The 23,084-nt window shown below is 42.9% G+C and carries 28 protein-coding genes; 22 read left to right on the top strand and 6 right to left on the bottom strand.

Annotated elements, in window-relative coordinates:
• Positions 1 to 5 precede the first annotated feature (5 nt).
• Positions 6 to 710 carry a hypothetical protein gene (locus ABMY45_RS15665; RefSeq protein ID WP_349289133.1) on the bottom strand — a complete coding sequence of 235 codons (705 nt, stop codon included), beginning with the start codon at positions 708 to 710 and terminating at the stop codon, positions 6 to 8.
• Between the two features lie 243 nt (positions 711 to 953).
• Here ABMY45_RS15665 and ABMY45_RS15660 point away from each other — a divergent pair, with 243 nt between their 5' ends.
• Entirely contained in the window at positions 954 to 1,805 is an 852-nt protein-coding gene (locus ABMY45_RS15660) for a GNAT family N-acetyltransferase (protein WP_349289132.1), read from the top strand.
• 6 nt (positions 1,806 to 1,811) lie between these two features.
• Here ABMY45_RS15660 and ABMY45_RS15655 read toward each other — a convergent pair whose 3' ends face one another.
• Positions 1,812 to 2,708 (bottom strand): LysR family transcriptional regulator, encoded by an 897-nt coding sequence (locus tag ABMY45_RS15655; RefSeq protein WP_010604549.1) that lies wholly within the window; start codon positions 2,706 to 2,708, stop codon positions 1,812 to 1,814.
• A gap of 109 nt (positions 2,709 to 2,817) precedes the next feature.
• Here ABMY45_RS15655 and ABMY45_RS15650 point away from each other — a divergent pair, with 109 nt between their 5' ends.
• A complete protein-coding gene (locus ABMY45_RS15650; RefSeq protein ID WP_349289131.1) occupies positions 2,818 to 3,573 on the top strand; it encodes an SDR family oxidoreductase in 756 nt (251 codons plus the stop codon).
• A gap of 24 nt (positions 3,574 to 3,597) precedes the next feature.
• Here the strand turns inward: ABMY45_RS15650 and ABMY45_RS15645 are convergent, their stop codons facing one another.
• Positions 3,598 to 5,112, bottom strand: coding sequence for an ATP-binding protein (locus ABMY45_RS15645; RefSeq protein WP_349289130.1), 1,515 nt, complete (start codon positions 5,110 to 5,112; stop codon positions 3,598 to 3,600).
• Between the two features lie 468 nt (positions 5,113 to 5,580).
• Here ABMY45_RS15645 and ABMY45_RS15640 point away from each other — a divergent pair, with 468 nt between their 5' ends.
• The 9 genes from ABMY45_RS15640 to ABMY45_RS15600 all read left to right on the top strand — a co-directional run bounded on the left by ABMY45_RS15640 (position 5,581) and on the right by ABMY45_RS15600 (position 14,332).
• Positions 5,581 to 5,961: a BlaI/MecI/CopY family transcriptional regulator gene (locus tag ABMY45_RS15640; protein ID WP_130126198.1), complete on the top strand. Its 381-nt coding sequence runs from the start codon at positions 5,581 to 5,583 to the stop codon at positions 5,959 to 5,961.
• A gap of 3 nt (positions 5,962 to 5,964) precedes the next feature.
• The gene (locus tag ABMY45_RS15635) at positions 5,965 to 7,293 is read left to right on the top strand and encodes a M23/M56 family metallopeptidase (protein WP_349289129.1); all 1,329 of its coding nucleotides are present in this window, start codon (positions 5,965 to 5,967) and stop codon (positions 7,291 to 7,293) included.
• Position 7,294: 1 nt separating this feature from the next.
• A complete protein-coding gene (locus ABMY45_RS15630; RefSeq protein WP_349289128.1) occupies positions 7,295 to 8,644 on the top strand; it encodes a peptidoglycan DD-metalloendopeptidase family protein in 1,350 nt (449 codons plus the stop codon).
• Positions 8,637 to 9,860 carry a DUF418 domain-containing protein gene (locus tag ABMY45_RS15625; protein ID WP_349289127.1) on the top strand — a complete coding sequence of 408 codons (1,224 nt, stop codon included), beginning with the start codon at positions 8,637 to 8,639 and terminating at the stop codon, positions 9,858 to 9,860. Before ABMY45_RS15630 ends, ABMY45_RS15625 begins: the two co-directional genes overlap by 8 nt.
• An 88-nt stretch (positions 9,861 to 9,948) precedes the next feature.
• Positions 9,949 to 10,533 carry a GNAT family N-acetyltransferase gene (locus ABMY45_RS15620; RefSeq protein ID WP_010604556.1) on the top strand — a complete coding sequence of 195 codons (585 nt, stop codon included), beginning with the start codon at positions 9,949 to 9,951 and terminating at the stop codon, positions 10,531 to 10,533.
• Positions 10,534 to 10,649: 116 nt separating this feature from the next.
• The gene (locus ABMY45_RS15615) at positions 10,650 to 11,582 is read left to right on the top strand and encodes a class I SAM-dependent methyltransferase (RefSeq protein ID WP_349289126.1); all 933 of its coding nucleotides are present in this window, start codon (positions 10,650 to 10,652) and stop codon (positions 11,580 to 11,582) included.
• Positions 11,583 to 11,733: 151 nt separating this feature from the next.
• Positions 11,734 to 12,756 (top strand): histidine kinase, encoded by a 1,023-nt coding sequence (locus ABMY45_RS15610; protein ID WP_010371779.1) that lies wholly within the window; start codon positions 11,734 to 11,736, stop codon positions 12,754 to 12,756.
• A complete protein-coding gene (locus ABMY45_RS15605) occupies positions 12,750 to 13,460 on the top strand; it encodes a LytTR family DNA-binding domain-containing protein (protein WP_349289125.1) in 711 nt (236 codons plus the stop codon). The genes ABMY45_RS15610 and ABMY45_RS15605 overlap by 7 nt, the downstream gene beginning before the upstream one ends.
• A 17-nt stretch (positions 13,461 to 13,477) precedes the next feature.
• Positions 13,478 to 14,332 carry an acyl-CoA thioester hydrolase/BAAT C-terminal domain-containing protein gene (locus ABMY45_RS15600; RefSeq protein ID WP_095727840.1) on the top strand — a complete coding sequence of 285 codons (855 nt, stop codon included), beginning with the start codon at positions 13,478 to 13,480 and terminating at the stop codon, positions 14,330 to 14,332.
• Positions 14,333 to 14,375: 43 nt separating this feature from the next.
• On the opposite strand, the gene ABMY45_RS15595 is transcribed toward ABMY45_RS15600, so the two are convergent.
• Together ABMY45_RS15595 and ABMY45_RS15590 are read right to left on the bottom strand one after the other, a co-directional pair.
• Complete coding sequence (locus ABMY45_RS15595) at positions 14,376 to 15,143, bottom strand: helix-turn-helix domain-containing protein (RefSeq protein ID WP_349289124.1); 768 nt, start codon at positions 15,141 to 15,143, stop codon at positions 14,376 to 14,378.
• A complete protein-coding gene (locus tag ABMY45_RS15590; protein ID WP_349289123.1) occupies positions 15,121 to 15,582 on the bottom strand; it encodes a carboxymuconolactone decarboxylase family protein in 462 nt (153 codons plus the stop codon). The genes ABMY45_RS15595 and ABMY45_RS15590 overlap by 23 nt, the downstream gene beginning before the upstream one ends.
• A gap of 133 nt (positions 15,583 to 15,715) precedes the next feature.
• Here ABMY45_RS15590 and ABMY45_RS15585 point away from each other — a divergent pair, with 133 nt between their 5' ends.
• From ABMY45_RS15585 to ABMY45_RS15575, 3 genes are all read left to right on the top strand, one after another.
• A complete protein-coding gene (locus ABMY45_RS15585; protein ID WP_349289122.1) occupies positions 15,716 to 16,723 on the top strand; it encodes a phytanoyl-CoA dioxygenase family protein in 1,008 nt (335 codons plus the stop codon).
• Positions 16,724 to 16,837: 114 nt separating this feature from the next.
• Positions 16,838 to 17,308, top strand: coding sequence for a DUF3291 domain-containing protein (locus tag ABMY45_RS15580; RefSeq protein ID WP_349289121.1), 471 nt, complete (start codon positions 16,838 to 16,840; stop codon positions 17,306 to 17,308).
• A gap of 118 nt (positions 17,309 to 17,426) precedes the next feature.
• Positions 17,427 to 17,645, top strand: a complete 219-nt coding sequence (locus tag ABMY45_RS15575; RefSeq protein WP_010371761.1) for a DUF6500 family protein — start codon at positions 17,427 to 17,429, stop codon at positions 17,643 to 17,645.
• 50 nt (positions 17,646 to 17,695) lie between these two features.
• On the opposite strand, the gene ABMY45_RS15570 is transcribed toward ABMY45_RS15575, so the two are convergent.
• Complete coding sequence (locus tag ABMY45_RS15570) at positions 17,696 to 17,881, bottom strand: hypothetical protein (RefSeq protein WP_010604566.1); 186 nt, start codon at positions 17,879 to 17,881, stop codon at positions 17,696 to 17,698.
• Between the two features lie 146 nt (positions 17,882 to 18,027).
• Here ABMY45_RS15570 and ABMY45_RS15565 point away from each other — a divergent pair, with 146 nt between their 5' ends.
• From ABMY45_RS15565 to ABMY45_RS15530, 8 genes are all read left to right on the top strand, one after another.
• Positions 18,028 to 18,825 (top strand): PhzF family phenazine biosynthesis protein, encoded by a 798-nt coding sequence (locus tag ABMY45_RS15565; RefSeq protein WP_349289120.1) that lies wholly within the window; start codon positions 18,028 to 18,030, stop codon positions 18,823 to 18,825.
• Positions 18,812 to 19,252, top strand: coding sequence for a GNAT family N-acetyltransferase (locus ABMY45_RS15560; RefSeq protein ID WP_349289119.1), 441 nt, complete (start codon positions 18,812 to 18,814; stop codon positions 19,250 to 19,252). Before ABMY45_RS15565 ends, ABMY45_RS15560 begins: the two co-directional genes overlap by 14 nt.
• A 41-nt stretch (positions 19,253 to 19,293) precedes the next feature.
• Positions 19,294 to 19,752: a YaiI/YqxD family protein gene (locus ABMY45_RS15555; protein ID WP_010371749.1), complete on the top strand. Its 459-nt coding sequence runs from the start codon at positions 19,294 to 19,296 to the stop codon at positions 19,750 to 19,752.
• A 2-nt stretch (positions 19,753 to 19,754) separates the two neighbouring features.
• The gene (locus ABMY45_RS15550) at positions 19,755 to 20,192 is read left to right on the top strand and encodes a GFA family protein (RefSeq protein ID WP_174168998.1); all 438 of its coding nucleotides are present in this window, start codon (positions 19,755 to 19,757) and stop codon (positions 20,190 to 20,192) included.
• On the top strand, positions 20,189 to 20,584 hold the full coding sequence (locus ABMY45_RS15545) for an ACT domain-containing protein (protein WP_010604570.1): 396 nt from the start codon (positions 20,189 to 20,191) through the stop codon (positions 20,582 to 20,584). Before ABMY45_RS15550 ends, ABMY45_RS15545 begins: the two co-directional genes overlap by 4 nt.
• Before the next feature lie 31 nt (positions 20,585 to 20,615).
• Positions 20,616 to 21,164 carry an HPP family protein gene (locus ABMY45_RS15540; protein WP_010371740.1) on the top strand — a complete coding sequence of 183 codons (549 nt, stop codon included), beginning with the start codon at positions 20,616 to 20,618 and terminating at the stop codon, positions 21,162 to 21,164.
• A 30-nt stretch (positions 21,165 to 21,194) separates the two neighbouring features.
• Complete coding sequence (locus tag ABMY45_RS15535) at positions 21,195 to 21,728, top strand: GrpB family protein (RefSeq protein ID WP_349289118.1); 534 nt, start codon at positions 21,195 to 21,197, stop codon at positions 21,726 to 21,728.
• 349 nt (positions 21,729 to 22,077) lie between these two features.
• Positions 22,078 to 23,052: a transposase gene (locus ABMY45_RS15530; protein ID WP_174168995.1), complete on the top strand. Its 975-nt coding sequence runs from the start codon at positions 22,078 to 22,080 to the stop codon at positions 23,050 to 23,052.
• Positions 23,053 to 23,084: the final 32 nt, after the last annotated feature.

Genomic DNA, 23,084 nt, shown 5'->3' with positions numbered 1-23,084 from the left:
AGAATTTAATTGAACTTAAGAAAACTCGGTGATAACCAATACTCTCTTGTGTTTAGCACTAAAAAAACAATCCCTTCACCACCACCCTCAAAATAAGTGGAGAAGCAGAAAGTACCAAGGTACGTAAAATCTACACCGTGCTCTTCATCAAAAAAGCCAATTTCACGAGTGGAGTAGTGGCTGTAATTCTCGCCACTTTGCTCTTCCATAGCGTCAAAATAGCACGTTTCGTCATCACCTTCTTCATCCCACAAATAGGCGTCCCAATTGCAACCGAGTATGGGTTGGCCGCCGAATTCAAATAGCGGATCGCTTTCTTCGTTTTCGTCAAGAGAGTAGTTAAGTCGTTGATGTTTGGCGTAGAAGCTGGCTGCTTGCTGATAGTATTCGCTATAGTCTTCAAAATCCTCCTTCTCTTCACTTAGGTTGTCAACGTTGTGAGCGTCAACCTGCCACCCATTGTCTGTCAGTGAGTAGGAGATATAAGGAAGGTCGCCATCAAAAATCTCCATAGAAATCGGTAATGCGATAAGCACATTATCATCGCTGTTTACGTCTAACTTTGAATAGGCAAGTAGTCCTATTGGTAATAGCTGAGTGTCATTAAACGCAACATCTTGGCTGCTTGGGAATGGTTTGTAAAAATCAGTCGCTTGTAACACTTTTGTCGCAGAGCATGTGACTGCCGAATCTTTAATGTAGAGGGCCATAAAATAACTCCTTTTTATGGTTTATTTTTTTTGGTAATTAATACGTTAGGCTTATATTTGGTGCACACCATATAGCGATGTGTGTGGAAAATCAATCAGTGATAATAATTGTTCGGGCGGCAGCGTGCCTGTCCTTTATATTTTCTCCAAATTTGTAGCTTATCATGCTTATGATAGGGCCATTGCAGTGCAGGATTGTCCGCTATAATACAAACTACATCAGGTGAGAAAAGTAGATACGCCATGGAAAATAGAACATTTAAAATAAAAGTAATGGATTTAACTGAATTAGAAATTGCAGCAAAGTGGGCTCTGCAAGAAGGGTGGAACCCTGGGCTTAGCGACGCACGGTGCTACTATCAGGCCGATCCGAATGGCTTTTTAATTGGCTATCTAGGCGATGAACCTATCGCTTCGATTTCGGTGGTTAAGTACGATGATTCATTTGGTTTTTTAGGCTTTTATATTGTTAAACCAGAATATCGAGGTAAGGGTTATGGGATGCAGATTTGGCAGGCTGGACTTCAATATTTAGCTGGTTGTAACGTCGCACTGGATGGAGTGGTCGCGCAGCAAGAGAATTACAAAAAATCGGGTTTTAAGCTCGCCTATCGTAATATTCGCTACGAAGGAGTGGGTGGCGGCGAAACGCCTGATTGCACAAACTTAGTGGCACTTGAAAGATTACCGATAGAAGAGGTCATTGCTTACGACAGTGCGTTTTTCCCAGCAAAAAGAGTAGCCTTTGTTGACGCTTGGATTAACCAGCCAAACTGCCACGCTTTAGGCATTAAACAGGATGACACACTTGTAGCCATAGGTGTGATCCGTCCTTGTCACGTCGGCTATAAAATAGGCCCTCTTTACGCTGATAACGTAGAACTTGCAGAAACACTCTTCTTAGCGCTTAGGTCCAAGGTATCAGCAACTGAGGCCATTTACTTGGATGTGCCAGAAGTAAATGCCGCTGCTGTTACGCTTGCACAAAAGTACAAGATGTCGCTTTCTTTTGAAACCGCAAGAATGTACACCGCTGAACGCCCCGATTTGCCATTAACGCGAGTGTTCGGTGTAACTTCGTTTGAAATTGGCTAATTTGATTCAATCGAAGCGGTATTGCTGATAGGTTGAAGTCAATAGCTCAACAAACTCCCGTACCTTTGCGGGAGTATATTGCTTCGACAAGTACAGCGCGTGAATAGGATAGCTTTCATCGTGTAGTTCAGGTAGTAGCTGTACACAACTGCCTATAGCTAATTCATCTTTAAATGCCCATAGCGGCCCGTAATGCACACCAAGGCCAGCATTTACCCAATTTTTTAGCACTGCAACACTGTTGGCGATGAGTTTACCACTTACCGCGACGGCTTCACGGTGCAGGCCTTTACCGAGAATGAGCTGATTATCAAGTTTAGGTTTATTGTAAAAGATAAAGTCCAGTTTGCTTAAATCGCTAAAGCGTTGTGGTTGCCCCATGCGTTCAATATACGATTTAGAGGCCACCAAGACCCGTGGTACATGACCTAGTTGTCGGCAGATCAAGGAGGAGTCATCCAGTTTGCCAATCCTAATTGCAATATCGATTTGTTTAGCCTTGAGATCTTCAAAATGACTGCCGAGCAGTAACTCGATATTGAGCTCTGGATAGGTGGTTATCATGGTTTGTACCACAGGTGCAATGAAGCGCTCGGCGAAGTCGTGTGGGGCTGCAACCCTCAATGTTCCAGAAGGCAGTGCTGAGGTGCCTGAAATCGACTCTTCTAATTCCCTTTTTTCATCAAGTAATTGCTTTACGCCTTTATAGTACTCAAGCCCAACCTCAGTTGCGGCTGTTTGTTTAGTGGAGCGCTGTAAAAGTTTTACTCCTAATCGACTTTCTAAGTTTGCGAGCTTTCGGCTTACCGAGGACGGATCGGTACCTATCACCTCAGCCGCAGATTTGAGGCTGCCAGATTCAACGGTAAGAACAAATAAATCTTCTTCAGTAATCGATTTCATAGCGGATGTAAAAAATGCAATTAGTAAATGACTAAAATCACTATACCTGTATCCCTTTCACCTAGCTACACTAAAAGTCGATTGAATATTTCAAGTAGGAGAAATAGGTATGTCTAAGCAATTAACAGGTAAGGTTGCGTTTATCACTGGGTCAGCCAAAAATATGGGGAAGGATTTTGCTATTGCGCTGGCAAAGCAAGGCGCTAATCTTGTTATTCACTATCATAGTGCCCATTCTAAACTACAAGCATTTGAAACCCAGAAGGAAGTTGAAGCGCTGGGTGTTAGGACGACGCTAGTACACGGAGATGTCAGCAATAAAGCGCAAGTAATGAATATATTTGAGCATATTATTAGTGAGTTTGGCGGCGTAGATATCGTTATCAACAATGCCGGCACTATCAGCAAAAAACCGTTTGTTGAATATAGCGAGGAAGATTTTGACAGGCTATTTGGGATCAACTGTAAAGGGGCATTTTTTGTGATGCAAGAAGCCGCTAAACATATTCGTGATAACGGTCGGATCATTAATATGGGCACTTCGCTGCTGGCAGCATTTACTGGAAATTATGCGCTCTATGCTGGCTCAAAAGCACCACTTGAGCATTTCACTCGTGCGCTGGCAAAGGAAATCGGACATCGAGGAGTGACCGTCAATACTATTGCACCAGGTCCAATTGACACAGACTTTTTCCGTGGCGAAGAAAACGAGCAAACCGTTAATTATTTGCAGTCTGCAAGTGTAATGAACCGGCTAGGGCAAGTAGACGATATTACTCCTGCGGTGCTTTATCTTGCGTCGGAGCAATCACGCTGGACGACTGGGCAAACTTTGTTTGTTAACGGAGGTTTTGTCACTCGTTAAGCATGCTATTAGGGCACAAGTTGGTTAGGCGGTTTGTGCCAACGTTTTGTTCGCCAACAAGATGGTAAAAGTGGTGCCATTTCCGGCTTTGGAATTGACTTTTAAGTCACCTTTTAAATGTTTTTTGACGAGATTATAGGTGACGGAAAGTCCAAGCCCGGCATGACCATGTTGGCGAGCTGTGGTGTAAAAGGGCTCGAAGATCCGGTTTAGGACCTCATTACTCATACCGATGCCTTCGTCTTTGACTCGAATAAATATTTTATTGTCAGTGATCTCTAAACGAACAGCAGCAAAGGGCTGGGTATTAATATCATCGCTATAGCCGTGAATTCGGGCATTCTCAAGCAGTTGTAATAAGGTTTGCTGTAGCGCATTAACGTTGATTTTGACCAGTTGTTCCAGTTTTCCTGTTGCGCTAAATTCAACGCGCATCTTTAACTGGAAACGTGCCGTTTGTTCGCAATAATCGCGAATAACGGCTTCTAGGTCGACAAGTTGCTCAACGTCCGTTTCTTGCTCTGCGGAGATATTCTTGAACTCTTGTACCAACTTTGCCGTTTTGCCAAGGTTTCGCTCTGCGATAGACAACCCAGAATCCAATGCCGCCATGATTTCTAAAAACTCAGGGTGCGACAGACGCTGCGCTTTCATGCCAGTTTCCATCACATCCACTTGCTCTTGGCAGGATGATATGGCGGTTATTGAAACGCCAAGTGGGGTATTTACCTCGTGAGCCAATCCTGAAACTAAACTACCTAGGCTCGATAATTTTTCCGCCTCTACTAATTGCTGGTGGATCACTTGAATATGGCTAAGGAGCTGATTGATGGCATGGCTAACATCAGTCAATTCATTGTGGTTATCAATGTCGATACGTTTTTCAAGACTCGAGCTCTCAATAATGTGATTAATTTGCGAGCGAATATGATTGATTGGATGTTGAATAGAGCGGTATAAAGCGAAGCCAACGGCAATTAAGCTCACCAATACGATCACAGAAAAAGTAGTGAGCAGCAGCTTGAGTTGGCTAAATTGTTGCTCGGTTTGTTTCACAATACCGAGTGCAACATCATTTTGTACTTCGGTGAGTACTTGTAATGATGCAGTTAACGGATCGAACTTTTCATAGAGTGCAGTAACAAACTGATTTTGTGGAATAGCTAAAAATGTTCCTTGATCTATCGCGCTTTGGATTGTGGCAATCTGCGTAAATACGGCCTGCATTTGAAACTCAATGAGTTCGACCTTGACTTGCTCCGCCGTCACCAAATAAGTATTTAGGTAGCGTTGCCACGCGTCGTTCATGACCCGAGTAGCATCTGCTATTTGCACCAGCACCTCGTCTTTGGGGACCAACCCTGCACGATACTTATGAAGTATGTCGACAACCTGAATCGCACCGTGATCTGATACTTTTTTTATTTGAATAAGCGGCACAACACGATCGGCGTATAGAGATTCTACTTCTGACTCAAGGTAAGCGTAACGGTTAAAAGCATATCCAAGCAGTAAGGCAAGCGCAATGACCGGAAACACAATTAGCAGCCATAGTTTATGGCGAATATTAGGGCCTGTTGATCTTTCAAGTTTGTTTTTGCAGCAGTTTGATTGGTATTTATACAAGGCAGAGCCAGCGTAGCATAGTCATTCTATGTAAGTCTGGCTATAACACAGTAGAAATGCTAATCAAGCGCTGCCCTTTGGGTTCATCTGAGTGCGCTTTGTTCATTGTTGCTCAACTTTTGCCTAGATTACTAGGCGGCAAGTCGAGCGTCGCGACCAAAACACACTCAGAAGAACAAAAATCAAACAGCAAAGGTCAACAGGCCCAAATTAGCTCTAGCACTACAGATAACTCATTTTTTGCATATCAACTTGAAGTATAAGTGCTGTTGATAATGTCGCCATTTTTCGTGGTGAAAATTAAAAAAACACAATGTGCGACTTGTGTCGCATATTTTTGTTTGTTAGTGTGTGACATATGTCGCAGTTGTGAGAAAAACAATGAAACCTAACTCAACCGAACTAATCGTTTTAAAGATCCTTTGGCGTGAACAGCCAAGAACGGGCAAAGAAATTCACACAGAAATTGGAGCAAAGCTCAGCTGGAGCTACTCATCAACTCGAAAAACTCTTGAGAGAATGTGTGAAAAGGGTTATCTCGCCGAGCAAATGCAAGGCAATAAAAAAATATACTCAGCTGTCCTTGCTAAGGTACCGACTCTCGCACTTTATGCCCAAGAGTTTGCAAAGCAAATCATGGAGTTGGATGAGCCTCTTCCAATCGCTATGTTTTCAGATAGTAAGTTAATTGCAGCGGATGAATTAGATGAATTGGAAGCCATGTTAGATGAGTTAGCTAAGACGCAAGGTGATAAAGAGTAGGGTATGGAACTAATATTACTTTCGGTCTTGCTGTGGGTGGCGCTTAGTGGCTTAACGTACGCGCTTGGAGTGAAATTTTCCGCTCGGTATGTACAGAATAAAGGACTTTGGTGGGGCGTGCTGGCAGTGACTTTTGTGCCTTGGATCCCACTTGAGCACATGGAGCAACACAACGCCATTCCAGCCATCTTGTTTAATGCCAATTTACAACAATTTGCAGAGCCGCTGCTGGCAATGACGAAGCGCACTCAAGTTGGGTCGGATTGGCTAAACCTGACGCTTATGGCTTTATTTATAGTTTATTGCGTTGGGCTAATCGCTCATCTTTTGGTACTTGGGCGACAGTATTGGCGCGTAAAACACCTTTGTAGTACTGCATCAAAAATAAAGTTCGGCGCACGGAGTTGCTATCAATTGCCAATTACTTGCTCTCCTTTTGTGTTCGGACTGTGGCAACCTAAAGTGTATTTGCCAGTGGAATTTGACACGCTACCAGAGGCAGAGCAGCAAGCACTTATTCTGCATGAGTTAACCCACATAGATAAAGGCGACCATATTGCTGTCGTAATTTGGCGAATACTCGCGACGCTTGCTTGGTTTAACCCGTTTATTGCAAAAATGGAACAGGGCTTTATTCGAGCGATGGAATATCGCTGTGATGAGGTGACGATAGCGAAGCACAGCCTTGAGCCTTTGGCTTATAGCAAAGCATTAATGAACTCTTTAAAACGGGCTGCTGCGCAGCCGAAAACGATGAATATGACAGCAAGTTTTGCGTCTAATTCACTGACTTTAGATGACTATAAAAAGCGTTTTAGCGTTATTCTTAAATCTAAAAAGAAGCCAAGTAATCTTGTGTTGATAGGGTTTTTTGTGTTGCTTAGTTCAGGTTTAGCCTATGGCAATATTCAATGGACAATGGGCACGGCGATGGTGAGTAAAACATGGACATACCCGGTCGTCACCCCTGAAATAACATCAAGGTTTGGGCATGTATCGAACTTTCGTCACAATAAAGCACATCAAGGACTGGATTTAGCTGGCGGCGTTGGTGAACCTGCGATGGCGGTTGCCAGTGGTACGGTCACGATTGCTGATGATAAAACCTTGCCTGAGAATTACGGTAAAGTGGTGTTGATCCATCATGACAATGGTTATCAAAGCCTTTACGCACACCTTGATAGCATTGATGTTGAAGTAGGTGAGCAAGTATCACAAGGAGAAGTGATCGGTACTATAGGTGAAACCGGTCGAGTCACTGGTCCACATCTACATCTAGAAGCTCTGCATAACAACACGCGGATTGATCCGCTGACCTTATTGGAAAATTAACATGATTAAAAAGCTTTCTATTGCCATTGCAATGATGGCAACTTTTGGCTGCTCGAAACAGCCCGAGCAGACTCATTCTGTCAATAAAGCGCAAGAGAATACGCTTGTGTCGGTACAAGCAGAACAAGGTCAAGTTGTTGTATTCAATAGATCCGCTGAAGACTCAGTCACGGCCCAAATCCAAATCACTCAGGAGCTAAAGCCAGTTCAAGATATTCGTTTACTTGAGCTTAAATCGGGTGAGAGTTTAGCGAATCTCTTAAGTGAGTTTGCGTTCAGTGACCGCGATAGTTGGCTGGTGGAACAAGCCGTGAGTACGTGGACATCACTGACTAAACTCAAGGCTGGACAGTTAATAGAAGCAGAGCTTGTAGACGGACAAGTACAGCAGATCCGCTTTGAATATGCATTTGCCCAGGTTATTGAGATTAAAAGAGTGGATGAGCAGTGGCATGCATCGCTAAGTGAGCTTGAAACCGTCACGCAAACAAAGCGTTTATCGACAAGCATAGATTCTAGCTTTTTTGTGGACGCCAGCAAAATTGGGGTGCCTAACGACATTATCAATCAAAGTATTGTCGCCTTATCTCACCTTGTCGATTTTCAAAGAGAAGTATATGCCGGCGATCAAATTGATTTTGTATTTCAAGAACAGCAGCTTGTGGCAGCCGAAGAGTTACTCAAGCAAATCTCCAAACCCATAGAATTACAACATGTTGCGCTACTTTCAGGAAAAGAAAAATACCGCTTATACCGGTTTACTGATAATAGCGGAACGACCGCTTTTTACCACTCAGATGGTACCCTCGCGCAAAGCTTTCTAATGAAAACGCCCCTTAACGGTGCTCGATTATCGTCAAACTTCGGTAAACGTCATCACCCAGTATTGGGCTATACCCGAATGCACAAAGGTATCGATTTTGGTGCGCCTGTTGGTACGCCTATTATGGCTGCGGGTTCTGGAAGAGTACTCAAAGCTGGGTGGGGCGGCAGCTTTGGTAATCGCGTAGTGTTAGATCACGGTAAAGGCTATCAAACACTTTATGCTCACTTAAATGGCTTTGCGAACGGTCTCAAGGCTGGGGGGCGAGTAAAGCAAGGCGATGTGATTGGTTATCTTGGGAATACCGGCCTGTCGCAGGCGCGTCACTTACATTATGAAGTGCATAAAGATGGAAAAGCCATCAATCCACTCACCCTAAAACAACCAAAAAACACCAAGCTAAGTGACACGCAATTTGATGAATTTAGCGCGCAGGTTGCACAAATTACCACACTGCTCGATAACGAAAACACAAAGCTTGCTCACCATGATGGACAGTCGGGCCGCATAGGTAATGCCGATGACTAGTCCTGAAAGAAATCGCATTAACAGCCTCGACTTTATTCGCGGGATAGCAATCCTATGTATTTTACTTATCAACATCGAAAGCTTTGCCTATCCCAATCCATGGGGCAGTTACCAATATGGCTTTATGACGGATATAGACAGTGAGGTAAGGTACTGGGTTTATGTATTTGCTCAGGGCAAGTTTTACGGACTGTTGGCGATGTTATTTGGCGCAGGTCTCACCATTATTCTTCAAAAACAGCCATTTGAATTTGCGATTAAATTAAGTGCGGCTAGGCTAGTGGCTTTATTTATACTCGGCCTTGTTCATGCTTATTGTATTTGGAGTGGCGACATTCTTTATCACTATGCCGTGATAGGAATGATTGCCACCACCGTCATATTACTTGGCACCCGGGCCATCAAAGTCAGCATAGTAATTTGTTTGGCGTTTATGTTAGTTGCAGGTTTTGGCAGAGCAGAGCACACCATCGCCCAATACGATGCTTACCAAGCAGCACTCACTGTGGACGAAGCGTCTCGCACACGAGACCAGCAAAAAGCGATTAATCGGTGGCAGAATAAAACCGAACCACGGACAGCCATCCATCGTACTTTGGAAGAAACGCCAAGCTTAACTGAGTATTGGCAGGAAAACTTTGACAGCCCGCAGGTCCACAAAGGTAAGCTGTTTTATTCAAGTATTTTTTGGTCCACGCTAATGATGATGCTGATAGGCTCGCAGCTGTTTCAATGGGGATTGTTCTCAAAGACTAAACTTAGCCCATTTGCGGTTGTGGCTTTACTTTGCTTGATTGCAGTGTCGTGTTATGCCACTCAAGCTCGCTATTTTCATTGGCTACAAAGTTCACATATCCCAGTGTTATCTTACGCTAAACAAATGATCATTGTACTTAACCGGGAGCTGCAAGCGATTGTTTACTTGGTTTTGTTATCTTTGCTATATAACCGTTGGTTGCATCGGTTCAAACCCCTGGAGGCGATAAATCAAGTGGGTCGATTTGCACTGAGCAATTACATTGGACAGTCACTGTTATTGGTGGTGATATTTTATGGCTTTGGATTACATAATACGCTAAGTCGCAGTGAGCTCTTGTTCTTATGGCTTGTTATTATGGCAGGGCAGCTGCTATTGAATGTGATTTACGGGCGATTCTTTAAAGTGGGACCCGTTGAACGTGTATGGCGCAAACTAACAATTAAGTTACATGCATAATCGACTCGAATTTTTTACAAATTCGAACTTCATACCTAAGCTAATTTTGACCTAATATTGAAGTCGATACATTAGCTTGAGGTAAAGTATGGAAATAGAAATAACACAAGGATGGGACATTGAGTATGCACAAGCGGCTGCTGAGCTTTATGTTGACGCGTTTGGTAGCAAATTCAAAGCTGCAGTGCCGGATCGCAATAAGCTGATCACTATTATCGCGAAGAGCTTCATCTCAGAATACTCTTTTGCTGCCTTTGCAGACGGCAAGTTAGTGGGGGTTGCGGGCTTTCAATATGGCAAAGGCGGTTTTACATCGAATATGGGCTTTACTGGACTCATTGATGAATTAGGCTTGCTAGGCGGGGTTAAAGCCGCAGCGGTGTTTACCCTATTTGAGCGAAAGCCTGCGCCCAATGAAGTAGTGATGGACGGCATCGCTGTTGCAAAATCGGTCAGAGGACAAGGTGTTGGCACTGCGCTTCTAGTGGCACTGCAGCGCTACACCAAACAAAGCGGGTTTCACGCTTTACGACTTGATGTAATTGATTCTAACCCCCAAGCAAAAAAGCTTTATATGAGAATGGGCTTTGTTGCCTCCCATCACGAAGATTTTTCTTATCTCAATTGGTTAATCGGTTTTAGCGGGGCAACAACGATGTTGTGGCGTCCATAAGACTGGTTTCCTTTGTTGCTAAAAATAAACGTGAAAGATAAGCAGGCCTTAACCATTTGCTTTTGCTGTGAAGTAACAAGTAAAATGCCGAACTTTACGCATAACCAGACACTGACATGACAGCAATAAACCCTGTATCGACCCTCCTTAATCATCTGCAAACCCAAGCAGTACCAAACGAGCTTAGGCGTCTATTTCATGGACGTGGTCGTTGCTATGAAGGGCTTGAACAAATCACAGTAGATTGGTTACAAGGTCAGCTCTTAGTCTCTTTATTCAAGGAGCACGACGTTGACCTTATTGCGTCGTTAAAGCAGGCACTATTATCACTTGTGGAGACAGAAGCATTTAACGGAAAACTCTCTGCTATTTTGCTGCAACATCGTTATTTGCCTGACTCAGATCTCGAGATCTTGTATGGTGAATTAACTGCTATGCCTATCGTTGAAGAAAATGGACTTAAATATGGCCTAAAGCTTGGCGTAAAGCAGAACATGGGACTGTTTTTAGATATGCGTTTGGGCCGTGAGTTTGTTAAAACTCAGTCTGCGGGGGCTCGGGTACTTAATCTGTTTTCTTATACTTGTGGGTTTTCTGTTGCGGCGATTGCGGGCGGTGCTGCCCATGTTGTGAATCTAGATATGGCAAAAGCGGCGCTCAAGCAAGGCCGAGTCAACCACCAACTCAATGAACACGACCTCAGCAAGGTGTCTTTTTTAGGCCATGATTTGTTTAAATCTTGGGGAAAAGTGCGTAAATATGGGCCGTACGACCTTATCGTAATTGATCCGCCAAGCTTTCAAAAAGGCAGCTTTGCATTGACCAAAGACTATCAACGTATTTTAAGAAAGCTTCCTGAGTTACTTACGCCAAATGCCCAAGTGTTGGCGTGTGTGAATTCTCCCGATGTTTCAAGCCAATTTCTGATTGATGAAATGACCAGAGAGGCACCAACGCTCACATTTGTTGAACGTTTACAAAACCCACTTGAATTTAAAGACATTGATGAGCAAAGCAGCCTCAAGTGTTTAAGATTTAAAGCAAGTTAATCTATTTTTTAGCACTTTAACTTGGATGTAAAAGTGTGGACTAATACAGATAACCATTTAGCATTGAAAAGCGACCATTCAGCAATATTCAGAGTGCTTTTCGACGCTAAATGCGTACCATGAACGTATTCAGTCACTATTTGTATTGATTATGGTCAATCTCACATTGCAGCGAAATGAACAATTCGCGATTTTAGCCATCGTTGCCGCAATAAGTTTTGCTATCAGTCTTACCGATTGGGTGCAGCGGGGCATGTTGTTGTCGGCAAATATCGCGCTTTCTTCTCTTTTGGCGGTTGTGTTCCTCTACTGGTTACCTATGGTGATAAGTTACGTACTCATCATCCGTTTCAAGATAGGCAATTGGCCGCTGCAATATATCGGCTTTTATGGACTGATGGTAATGGGCTGTTTATGTTGGGGTGTACTCAGAAGTGGAATGTTAAATACCCATGCATTTTCACTGTTTGAGGCGCTAACCATCGCACTGCCTTGGTCTAGCGGTATTTTTGTGGTGATTAAGTTCTACCTTTCCCAAAAGTTGTTAAAACAAGAAAAACAGCTTCGCCAACTTGCTGAAATTAAGTTATTGCACAGTCAGTTAAACCCGCACTTTATGTTCAACAGCCTCAACACAATTGCAGCCTTTGTACCAAATCAACCAGAAGCAGCACGGTCTTTGGTTCATAATCTCGCTGCGGTATTAAGATATTCATTAACGCATTCTGTGACAAGCGGAAAAATACCGAGCAAAGTGTCCGTTGCTGATGAGCTAATTGCACTAAATCAATGGTGCGAGATAGAGCAAAGCCGGTTTGGGGATGCGCTTATCATCGACTTTGATATCGACGATGCATTATTGAGCGAAGTAATACCGCCAATGATTTTACAGCCGCTTTTGGAAAATGCAGTAAAACATGGCAACAGTAGGCCGCTTCACATTGATGTATTAATCAAAAAGTTAGCGAACCAGTTAGTGTTTAAAATCAGTGACAACGGGGTGGGCTTTAAGGAGCGGGACATATTGAGTTCGTCAGATGCGGGACTCGGTCTTTCGATCACGCGCTCACGGTTAAAGTTAGAAGAAAATGCTGAACTTAGGCTTGGTAACGACATGCACACAGGTGGTGCGGTTGTCAGCTTTTCACTCACACGAGGAGCAAAGGAATGTTGAACATTGCTATTGTGGAAGATGAGCAACCAGCCATTGATAAATTAACGGAACAACTTAGCCAGATCACCAAGTACAATCTGGTACTGACTTGTAACACGCCATTAGTATTTCTTGATACATATCGAGAACTTGCGATAGATATTGTCTTTGTCGATATTAACTTGCCAGAATGCAATGGTGTTACTCTGGTCGAGAAACTTCAAGGGGCGGGGTTTTCAGGTGCGATAATTTTTACCACGGCCTACAGTGAGTTTGCGGTTGAGGCTTTTACGCTCGGCGCGGTTGATTATTTGCTCAAACCGTATAGTACTGAACGCTTAGCCCTAGCGTTATCAAGAGTTAATCGTGTTATCGCGACAGGATTCGCCACTACTTTAACGAGTAAGGTGGCGGGGAAAACATCACTAATTGATGTCAGCAGTATCGAACTTATAAAGCTAGAATACGGTCAAGCCATTGCGTTTAGTAATGGACAGCAATATCCCATTGATGGCTCCCTTGAGGAGATCCAACAGCAATTGCCAACACATTTCTTAAGAGTTCACCGTAATGCCATTGTAAACCAAAGCGCGATAACTGCGTTTGAACGCTGGGTTACTGGGGGTTACCTTGTCAAGTTGCGAGATAGCAATTTACAAGTTGTGACTAGCCGAGGTGGTGCAAAACTACTCAAACAACAACTGAGCAACATAGGGCTCAGCTAACTCAAAAAGGTAATAAAATGATGAAAACTATAATGCCATTTTCTTTGGTAGGGCTTCTTGCGGCCTGTTCAAACACGACTATACCAGATGTTAAACGTCAGTTTATCGATGATGGTCAGACTCATCCATTGGTTGTGGTGTTAGGTGGCAGCGAAGGGGGGAATACACTCGCTAATCCTCAGTGGAAACCATTTTTAGATGGATTTAATGATATTGGTGTCTCAGTAGCTGCACTTGGTTATTATGGCACTGAAAATACATCGAGCAGTGCAGCTGAATTATCTTTGGATGATATAGCCAAACGGATAAAAGCATTGAGTGCAGACCCAAAGATAAACCCAAATTGCGTGGCGGTGTATGGTTTTTCTAAAGGAGCGGAGCTTGCGTTATTACTCGGTGCGCACTTTGATGAGATAAACCATGTAGTGTCCGTCATGCCTAGTCACGTAAGCTGGAATGCTGTTAAAACCTTGTCTTCTCGCTCGAGTTGGATGCTTAGCGGCAATGCTCTGGACTACATTGATGCACCCCTGTTGTCATGGAAAATGCAAAAGGGGAACGTAACGGGAGAGTTTACACCTGCCTTTGAGGCTGCATTGGCAGAGGCAACGCCTGAAGCAATTGCAGCCGCTCGCATCCCGGTTGAAAACACCAATGGGCCAGTGCTACTGGTCTCTGCCAAACACGATGAAATTTGGCCATCGTACAAAATGGCCGGATATATTGAAGCTGATTTACGCGAAGCTAGTTTTTCTCATCCATTTAAACATATCGCACTTAACTCGGGTCACTATAGCTTTAACAAAAAAGTGCAAACCGAGGTAAATCAATTTTTAAGCGAAACCTTGGTAGCACGTTGCGCGAATAAGTAGCAATGAATTCACCTTGCTTTTATATTCTTGGTCGTTGAAAAATTTACCGAGCTGCAGGTAACGTTGTGTCTGCAGCTTTTAGTCGCTTTGTGTATTTTGCCGGTGTGATCTGAAAGATAGTTTTAAATTCGCGAATAAGATGAGATTGATCAGCGTAGCCGCAATCTAGTGCGAGTTGAGCGATGTTAATGTCAGGTGTTTCTCTCAGTTTTTGTTTAGCCAATCGAACTCTATAAATGCGAGCTAAATGTTTAGGGGTAATCCCACAATGTGTTTTAACTTGTCTCTCTAATTGCCGTTTTCCGATCGGAGTTTGAGCATATGCTTGCTCTAAAGGAGTCATTGAAACAATATGCTCAAGGAGTGTTTGGGTATGTAGGATAGAATTGTGTCGAGGAATTGGCATATTCAATATTGGTTCTAGGAGTTGAAGTAATGCTGTCAGGTTGGCACTACTTTTTTGTAGCGTGTTCAACAAGGGCAATATATTTTTGGGATTTGCTATAGGATGTTGCAGCGTTTTCAGAAATGCCAGTCCCGCGGGTTTAAAGCGGATCCCGAAAAAACATGCCTGTTCAGAATAGCTGACTTTGCTAGACTGAATGGCAATTGGTTGTAGATAAAAGGGGGCTGTGAGCTGATTGTCGTTGAAACTAACGAGCCCACGAAGAGGGAAGATAAATCCAGTTGCCCCGTCGCTTGGAAGCCAAGTTTCTCCGCGCTTGTGTGATTGTGCAAACCAGATAGCTTGCACATAGTTAGCGATTTCACCTGTTGGGTTTATTAATTCAAGCGTTAGATCTGTGCTCATTGAACTCTACATTCGGCTTAAACATTTTCACGATCCGATTCCAGCTGTTGATGGCATTAATAGCGATAGTTAACGTAGTCAAAGCTTTATCATCAAATTCTACATTGAGTGTTTGATAAAAAGCGTCGTCAATCATTTGTGCGTTTGTCAGCTTTTCACAAAGCGCTAATGCCAGTTTTTCTTTATTGGTGTATAACGGCATGTCTTGCCATGCACTTAATCCAATAATTCGATTAGTGGTTTCACCATACTCTAGTGCCTGTTTAGTGTGCATTGCAATACAAAAAGCGCATTGATTGATTTGTGATGCTCTAAGTTTAACGAGCTCCCAGATTGTGACTCCAAAAGTTGTATGTGCCTGCTGTTTTAATAATTCCTCTTGTCCCAATAAGTGCTGAATAAGCTCAGGTGCCTGATTGAAGTAGTCTGCTCTTTTCATTTCTGAATCCTCATGTTTAGTGATACGTATAGTGTAATGAGGTGTAAGCGGTAAAAATTGAAAAAAAACGTCTTTGTAATAAAATTTTAAGGAGGGAACACACAACTCTAATTTAAAGGATGGTTGTAAAATAATGTGCGATGTAAACCTTGCTCTAGCGCTTTATCATTTATCCACACTCAAAAAAATCTGGCTTCAGGCCAACGGCACTTTTACAAATAAACAGCAGCAGGTAGAGCCAGTTAGTTTCGAATTATATAAAGCGACTTTTGACATACTGGGCTTAAGTTTATCTCAAGCACATCAGTTACAGTTTCAATATGCTCATGATTACGATAGCTTTATTGATGCAATTGTAACAATTGCTCAGCCAAGTAGTGAAAAGATAGCACTGCTAAAACATGTCACCTGTCATATGCCTTGCCCCGGCAGTTATCAAGAAAAAATAGCTGCTGTTCAAAATATGCCGGATGTACTCACTGAGGACGACCTGAAATGCTGGCAGGACAACGGCTATGTCATCGTTAAGAATGCAGTGAGTGCTGAAGGCTGTGCTAATGCGAGAAACGCCATCCAAGACTATTTGGAGATTGAATTAGCAGATCCAAAGACTTGGTATAAGGTTAACCAAGAAAAAATGAGTCGAAGTATGGTGCATTTAGTACAACATAAAGCACTGGAAGACAATCGGAATTCAATAAGAATTCATAAGGCCTTTAGCCAGTTATGGCAAAGCGAACAACTGATAGTTTCAGCCGATCAGTGTGGTTTCAACCCGCCTGAAACTGCACAATGTAGCTTTCAAGGTCCTGATCTACATTGGGATTTAGATTTCTCTAAGCAACTCAAGTTTGGCACGCAAGGAATTTTGTATCTATCAGACACTGAAGAAAAACAGGGTGCAACAACGGTTGTACCAGGATTTCATACAAAGCTAGAGTCATGGCTTGCAACGGCTCCATGGGATCCATGTGTTCCAAACACAGAATACTTACATCAACTGGGTTCCAAAGCAATTGCAGCCAATGCCGGAGATATGGTGATTTGGCATCAATTTTTACCCCATGGTGGCAGCGCGAACACAGCAAACGCACCTCGTATAGTGCAATACATCAATATGCATCCATTTCCAGAAATGTAGAAGGTGAAAAATCTCTATTTGGTTAAATTTTGTCTTAACTTGGCGGCGAGCAAACAGTAGTATGATTGTTAAGTTTGGGAGAATGTAGCAACTCACCACAAGGAAAAGCCGTCGATGCAATTAGCACAACTCAATATAGCCACCGCTAAATACCAAATGGATGCGCCAGAAATTCAATATTTTGTAGAAAATTTAGACCGCATTAATTTACTCGCAGAGCAAAGCCCTGGCTTTATTTGGCGCTTGAAAGATGAAACCGGTAATGCAACAGAGATTAAGGCGTTTGATGATCCAAATATTATCGTGAATATGTCTGTATGGCAGTCGGAGCAAGCGCTCAAAGATTTTATGTTTAAAACCGCGCATAAGGAATTTTTGGCGCGTAAAAAAGAATGGTTTCACCGCGCTGAACAGGAAACTTACGTGTTATGGTGGGTTGAAGAGGGCCATGTCCCGACACTAGATGAGGCCAAAGAAAGACTCGATTACCTGCGTCGTTTTGGAGATTCGGCTTATGCCTTTACGTTTAGAAATAGTTTCACCGAACTAGACGTAAGGGAGAGGGAAGCTTGTGAAGAAGATTAATCTTGTGCACCGATGAAATGATAATCAACCCTAAGGGGGAGAGCCGCGTGGAGTGGTGAATAGCGATGATGTTGGTGGTACACTTATCGCAGATCATGATGTATGGATTTAACCAAAAATGCGCGCGGCACTAAGAAGCAAGATAATAGAAGTATGTGATAAAAAAATCGCACAAAAAGGAGATAACGTTGGCGTATCATTTTACGCTTTTTTTGCCAATAAAAACACGGACCCTGCATTACTTATGGAAGCGGCAACTTGGTGGATACAAACTCACGAACTAGACCACTTCGAAAAGGCGTTAAAGATAAAAGCAATGGTTGAAAGTGGAAAGTAGGCCCAAAGGACATGATCATGGGCCATCAACCGAGATGACCCAACTGGCAGTTACAGCGTGTAAAACGACACAAAAAATACGGCAACAGATGCAAGTGCAAACATAGTGTACTCAGTGATGGTTTGTTTGCGTTTCTCATCATCAGTTTTAGGGGCTGTCGCTATCATTAGCAGGCTAGTGACAAACATTGCTAATGAATATAAACATAAAATTGATAAGGTAGCATCTGTAAACATATAAGCCTCGACTTGGTTCTACTCATTTTAATTACGTGTATCATGGCCACACAGATCAACCTCAATACACGTTTATTTAAGTTGTATTCGCTTCTAATTACAGTAAATTATACTGTGTTTTTAGGTGTTTCTGAAAGGAGTAAAAGATGCAAGTTGAGTATTTTGTGGTTGACGCATTTACGCGTAAACGTTTCGGTGGTAACAACGCTGCAATCGTTGAGCTTGAAAATTGGCTTAGCGACGGCTTAATGCAGCAGATAGCCATCGAAAATAACCTTTCCGAAACCGCCTTTTTGAAGCCAATTGGTAACAATCATTATGAGATCCGGTGGTTTTCTCCAATTACTGAAATTGACTTTTGTGGTCATGCCACGCTTGCCGCGGCGTATGTGCTTTTTAATCACAAGGGAAAGTCAGGAGAGATAAAATTTCAAACCCAAGAAGTCGGGACACTCGCTGTTAAGCAAGTGGCTGATGGTCGCATTGTGATGGAATTTCCGAACTTAGTCCCTGAGTTAACTGAAGCCCCCGATGCACTGCTGGAAGGGCTTAACGTAACACCGACGCGGGTACTTAAAAATCGCCAAGCGTATTTTGTGATTGTTGAGACTGAGCAGCAAGTACGCAGCTGTGAGTACGACAGCGATAAACTGAAAACCCTTGCGCCTTTTGATGTTGTGGTGACTGCAAAAGGTGATGAAGTTGATTTTGTGTCGCGCTACTTTTGGCCCGCCAACGGGGGCGATGAAGATCCGGTTACCGGTTCAATTCATGCCGGGTTAGCGCCATATTGGGCAAAGGCGCTAAACAAACAGAAACTTCATGCACATCAGGCTTCAAAACGTGGCGGTGAGCTATTTTGTGAAGTGACGGATACGAATGTCATCGTATCTGGGTTTGGTGTACTTTACGCAAGAGGAATATTCGAAATTGAGGACGAATAAGATTCACTTCATACAGGCAAAAGAAAGTGACTTTGACTACCTAGTGGCGCTGCGTAAAGCGACCATGGTGCCGCACTTAGAAAATGCCAGACTGTGTTTGACTGACGCTGAACATAAAGCCAGAGTATTATACGAATACCCAAGCTCACATTTGATTTATATAAATGAAAAGTGTGTTGGCTTGGCTAAGTTTAAGCAACGTGAACATGACTATTACCTCTTTCAGCTGCAAATAGAGCCCCAGCAACAAGGAAAGGGGCTCGGTGCACAAGTCATTAAAAGCTTGATAGAAAACCACTCAACATTGCCTTGGGTATTGACGGTGCTTAAAGCGAATCCCGCGAAGCGTTTATACGAAAAGTTGGGATTTGTGCAGTTTGCTGACGATGAATATGAGTTTCATTTTAGGCGTGAACCTAATCCCTAAATTTAGTATTCTCTAGCCAATTTAAATTTAAAAGAGTTGTTATGGCAAAACAAATATGGGTAGATGCCGATGCCTGTCCCGTGGTGATAAAAGAAATGCTGTTTCGCGCTGCAGTGCGTACTTCTACCACGGTTACATTGGTTGCAAATCAATATCTAAAAACCCCTCCGTCTCCTTTTATTCAAAAGCTTCAGGTTCCAAAGGGATTTGATATTGCGGATAACGAAATCGTGAAGCGCGTTAATGAAGGTGATTTGGTTATTACTGGCGACATTCCACTTGCAGACGAAGTCATTGAGAAAAAGTGCACCGCACTTAACACGCGCGGTGAATTGCTGACGAAAGAAAACATAAAATCTCGCTTAAATATTCGTGACTTTATGGACACGATGCGTGCCAGCGGCGTACAAACTCAAGGGCCACCACCTTTGTCTCAAGCTGATAAGCAAAATTTCGCCAATCAATTGGATACTTGGATCACCAGAAACACAAAGGGGTAGGTATGGCTTACAAGGCGAGTTGTTTGTGTAAAGCGGTTCAAGTTGAGATCCGTGGACCAATCAGCGATATCATTCACTGTCATTGCTCCTTGTGTCGTAAGTCTACAGGCACAGCTTATGCGACCAATGGCTTTGTGCTGTGGAGTGATTTTGTGATTCTAAGTGGCGAAGAGGCACTGAACATCTTCGAGTTTAAACCTGGAAGAAAGCGTCATTTTTGCAAACATTGTGCAAGTCCAATTTTTAGTTCGAATGAAAGCGATCCAAAGCGGGTGAGGTTAAGACTTGGCATTTTGGACTCGGATATCAAAGAGCGGCCAATATCACATAATTTTGTCTCTTCAAAAGCCAATTGGGAGGACTTGGACGCGCCGCTTCCTCGTTATGATGCATTTGAACCTAGCCGCGATTTATCAACAACATCGGGAGGTAACTTGTGACGGGTATTAGCGATTTATCTCAATTATTAAAAGACATTTCCCCGACGCTTGATGAAACACCTTTTGTATTTTGTACAGCGCAAAAAAGCCTCGCTGAGTGCGTGATTTTCAATCCAATTGCGACCTTTATGGAGCGCGAGGGGTTAACGCTGGTAGTCACCAAGCAAATGGCAGACGAGCATGGATTGGATTACAGCTGTGTGATGAATAAAATTACCTTGCAAGTGCATTCGAGCCTAGAAGCTGTGGGATTAACGGCTGCATTTTCCAATGCGCTAAAAGATGTTGATATTAGCGCGAATGTAATTGCGGGCTTCTATCATGATCATATTTTCGTACCCGTAAATGATGCTAAGCGGGCGGTACTCGCGATACAAACGTTGGCAAAATGACATTGATAAATCTCGAAGATTGTTAGGAAGCATGAAAGTTTACTTTAAAAGAATGGCCTCCAAAGGTGTGTGTCCTCCGAGAAAACCGCTTAAGAAAATCCTTTGGTCATGGGTTGGTGCAATGGTGGGGATCTTGTTGATTACGGTGATTTCTAACCTCGCTTTACCATATGGTGTTGGCAGCGCATTGCTCATTGGCTCTTTTGGTGCAACTGCCGTTTTACTCTATGGCGCTCCTATGGCAGAGTTCTCTCAACCGAGGAATTTACTGGGCGGGCATTTCTTTTCAGCTTTACTCGGCGTCAGCATTTTTATTTTGCTTGGAGAAGAGAGTCTGTTTGCAGCACCGCTTGCGGTATCGCTCTCAATTGTTGTGATGCACTTTACTCGAACCTTGCATCCACCCGGTGGAGCGACCGCGTTAATCGCCATTATTGGTGGTGAGTCTGTTCATAACTTGGGATATATGTATGCATTTTATCCCGTGTTGGTGGGGGCTCTGCTGATGTTGTTGGTCGCGCTGTCTGTGAACAATATGTCGCGCAACCCCAAGCGGCATTACCCAGTTTATTGGTTCTAATTATTTATATAAAAACTTAAAAGGACAGGCATGTCAAAAATTGAATTCATCCCTTACCAATTAGTCCCAGCTAGCTTTAATCCATGGCGTGAAATATTTGTTGAAGTGGCAGAAGAAGTGATGGTGGCATTAGCACACCCTGAACTTGAATTTCTACACTTTGGTTCAAGCTCTTTTAAGGTTGCTGGCAAAGGGATCATCGATATCTCTGTGTTATACAAACCCGAGCAATTAACGCAAGCAGTTGAACATCTTAAAAATTTAGGCTTTAAAGATCAGCACAGCGATAATCCATTTCCTGATACTCGTCCTAGAAAAGACATCGCGGTGATGTATCAAGGTGAGTTGTTTCAAGTGCATGCGCATGCTATTGAAAAAGGAAGTGAAGAACATATAAAGCAAGAAAAATTTAAAGCTTATATGCTTAGCAACCCTAACGCGCGTGCGGAGTATGAAACTCAGAAGCAATTGGTAATATCGCAAGGTATAGCTTCTCAAGATGAGTATGGAAAAGCTAAAGCACCATTTGTAAAACGCACTTTAAAGGACATCCAATTTAATTAACTAAAGTTCGAATAACTAATATTTTGCTTGAAGTTAGTGATAAAATTAACTGCTGGTATCCAATCCCAATCGCTCATGGTGATCGCATAAATTATTCATAGTGGAGCACGGTTTGATGTTGCTCCTAAAACTTGCTAACTAGGCATTTGCGTTAAGACAGGAACCTCGCTCATTCTCCGAACCAGCATAAGGAGGTTAGCGTTTGCTGTATTTAAGTATCAAGGAGTAGGTGATAACTGGTAGCATGCAACTAAGGACAGGCATGAACAGATGCAAATGTTTACAAATTTGCGACATGGTCTAAGCTTTAATTTCTTCGATTAGCATTGATACGTTCAAGGAGAGAACAATGGGCTTAGCTAGAAAGTATCAAATCAACTTGTCAAATACGCGTTACTATCATTGTGTGTCACGTTGCGTCCGCCGTGCTTTTTTGTGTGGTGAAGATATGTTGACAGGAAAGTCTTATGAGCATCGGAGGGGTTGGGTTGAAACGCGTTTACTCTCTCTAGCCAAAATATTTTGCTTGGATGTTTGTGCTTACGCGGTAATGCCTAATCACACCCATGTGGTGTTGTATATCGATGATAAAAAAGCACAAAGGCTCAATGATAAAGCTATTTTACTACGCTGGAGCAAGCTTTATAAAGTATCTTCACACGCTCAGCAATTTTTACAAGGTGAATGCTTAAACGAAGGGCAAAAAAGTGAATTAAGCAAAGAAATCAATGAATATAGAAGCCGCTTAGCGAGTATTAGCTGGTTTATGAGAGGGCTCAATGAGCACATCGCTCGACGTGCTAATCAAGAGGATGAATGTACCGGACACTTTTGGGAAGGGAGATTTAAATCTCAGGCCTTGCTTGATGCTTCAGCCTTGTTAGCATGCATGGCTTACGTAGACTTAAACCCCATTCGTGCAAAATTGGCTAGTAACCTAGAAGATTCAGAACACACCAGTATAAAACTTAGGTGTGAGTTTGCAAAAAGATGCAAACAGCCGAATTATCTAGCGCGGTTTTTAGGAAATACCAAAAGACATGTACACAAAGGAATTCCTTTTGAATTACGGTCATACCTAGACTTAGTTGATTCAACAGGGAGGTGTATTCGTGCTGGTAAACCCGGGTTTATCGAACCGCGTCAAAAATCTATTTTGGAACAATTAGGTCTAGAAGCATGTAATTGGTTTCAACTTACTACCCAGCTTGAGCAAACTTTTCACGGTGCGATTGGTAGAGCAGATTCGATAGAGGCTTATTGTGAGCAACGCAATTTAAGGCGACGAAGTAATATTTCGCAAAGCCAGCGACTTTTTACGTAATATGAACTAACGTAAATGGCCAATTTAATCCG

Origin of the sequence: Pseudoalteromonas sp. XMcav11-Q (assembly GCF_040104525.1) — a bacterium.
GTDB lineage: Bacteria > Pseudomonadota > Gammaproteobacteria > Enterobacterales > Alteromonadaceae > Pseudoalteromonas.
This window is presented reverse-complemented; position numbering and strand designations above follow the sequence as displayed.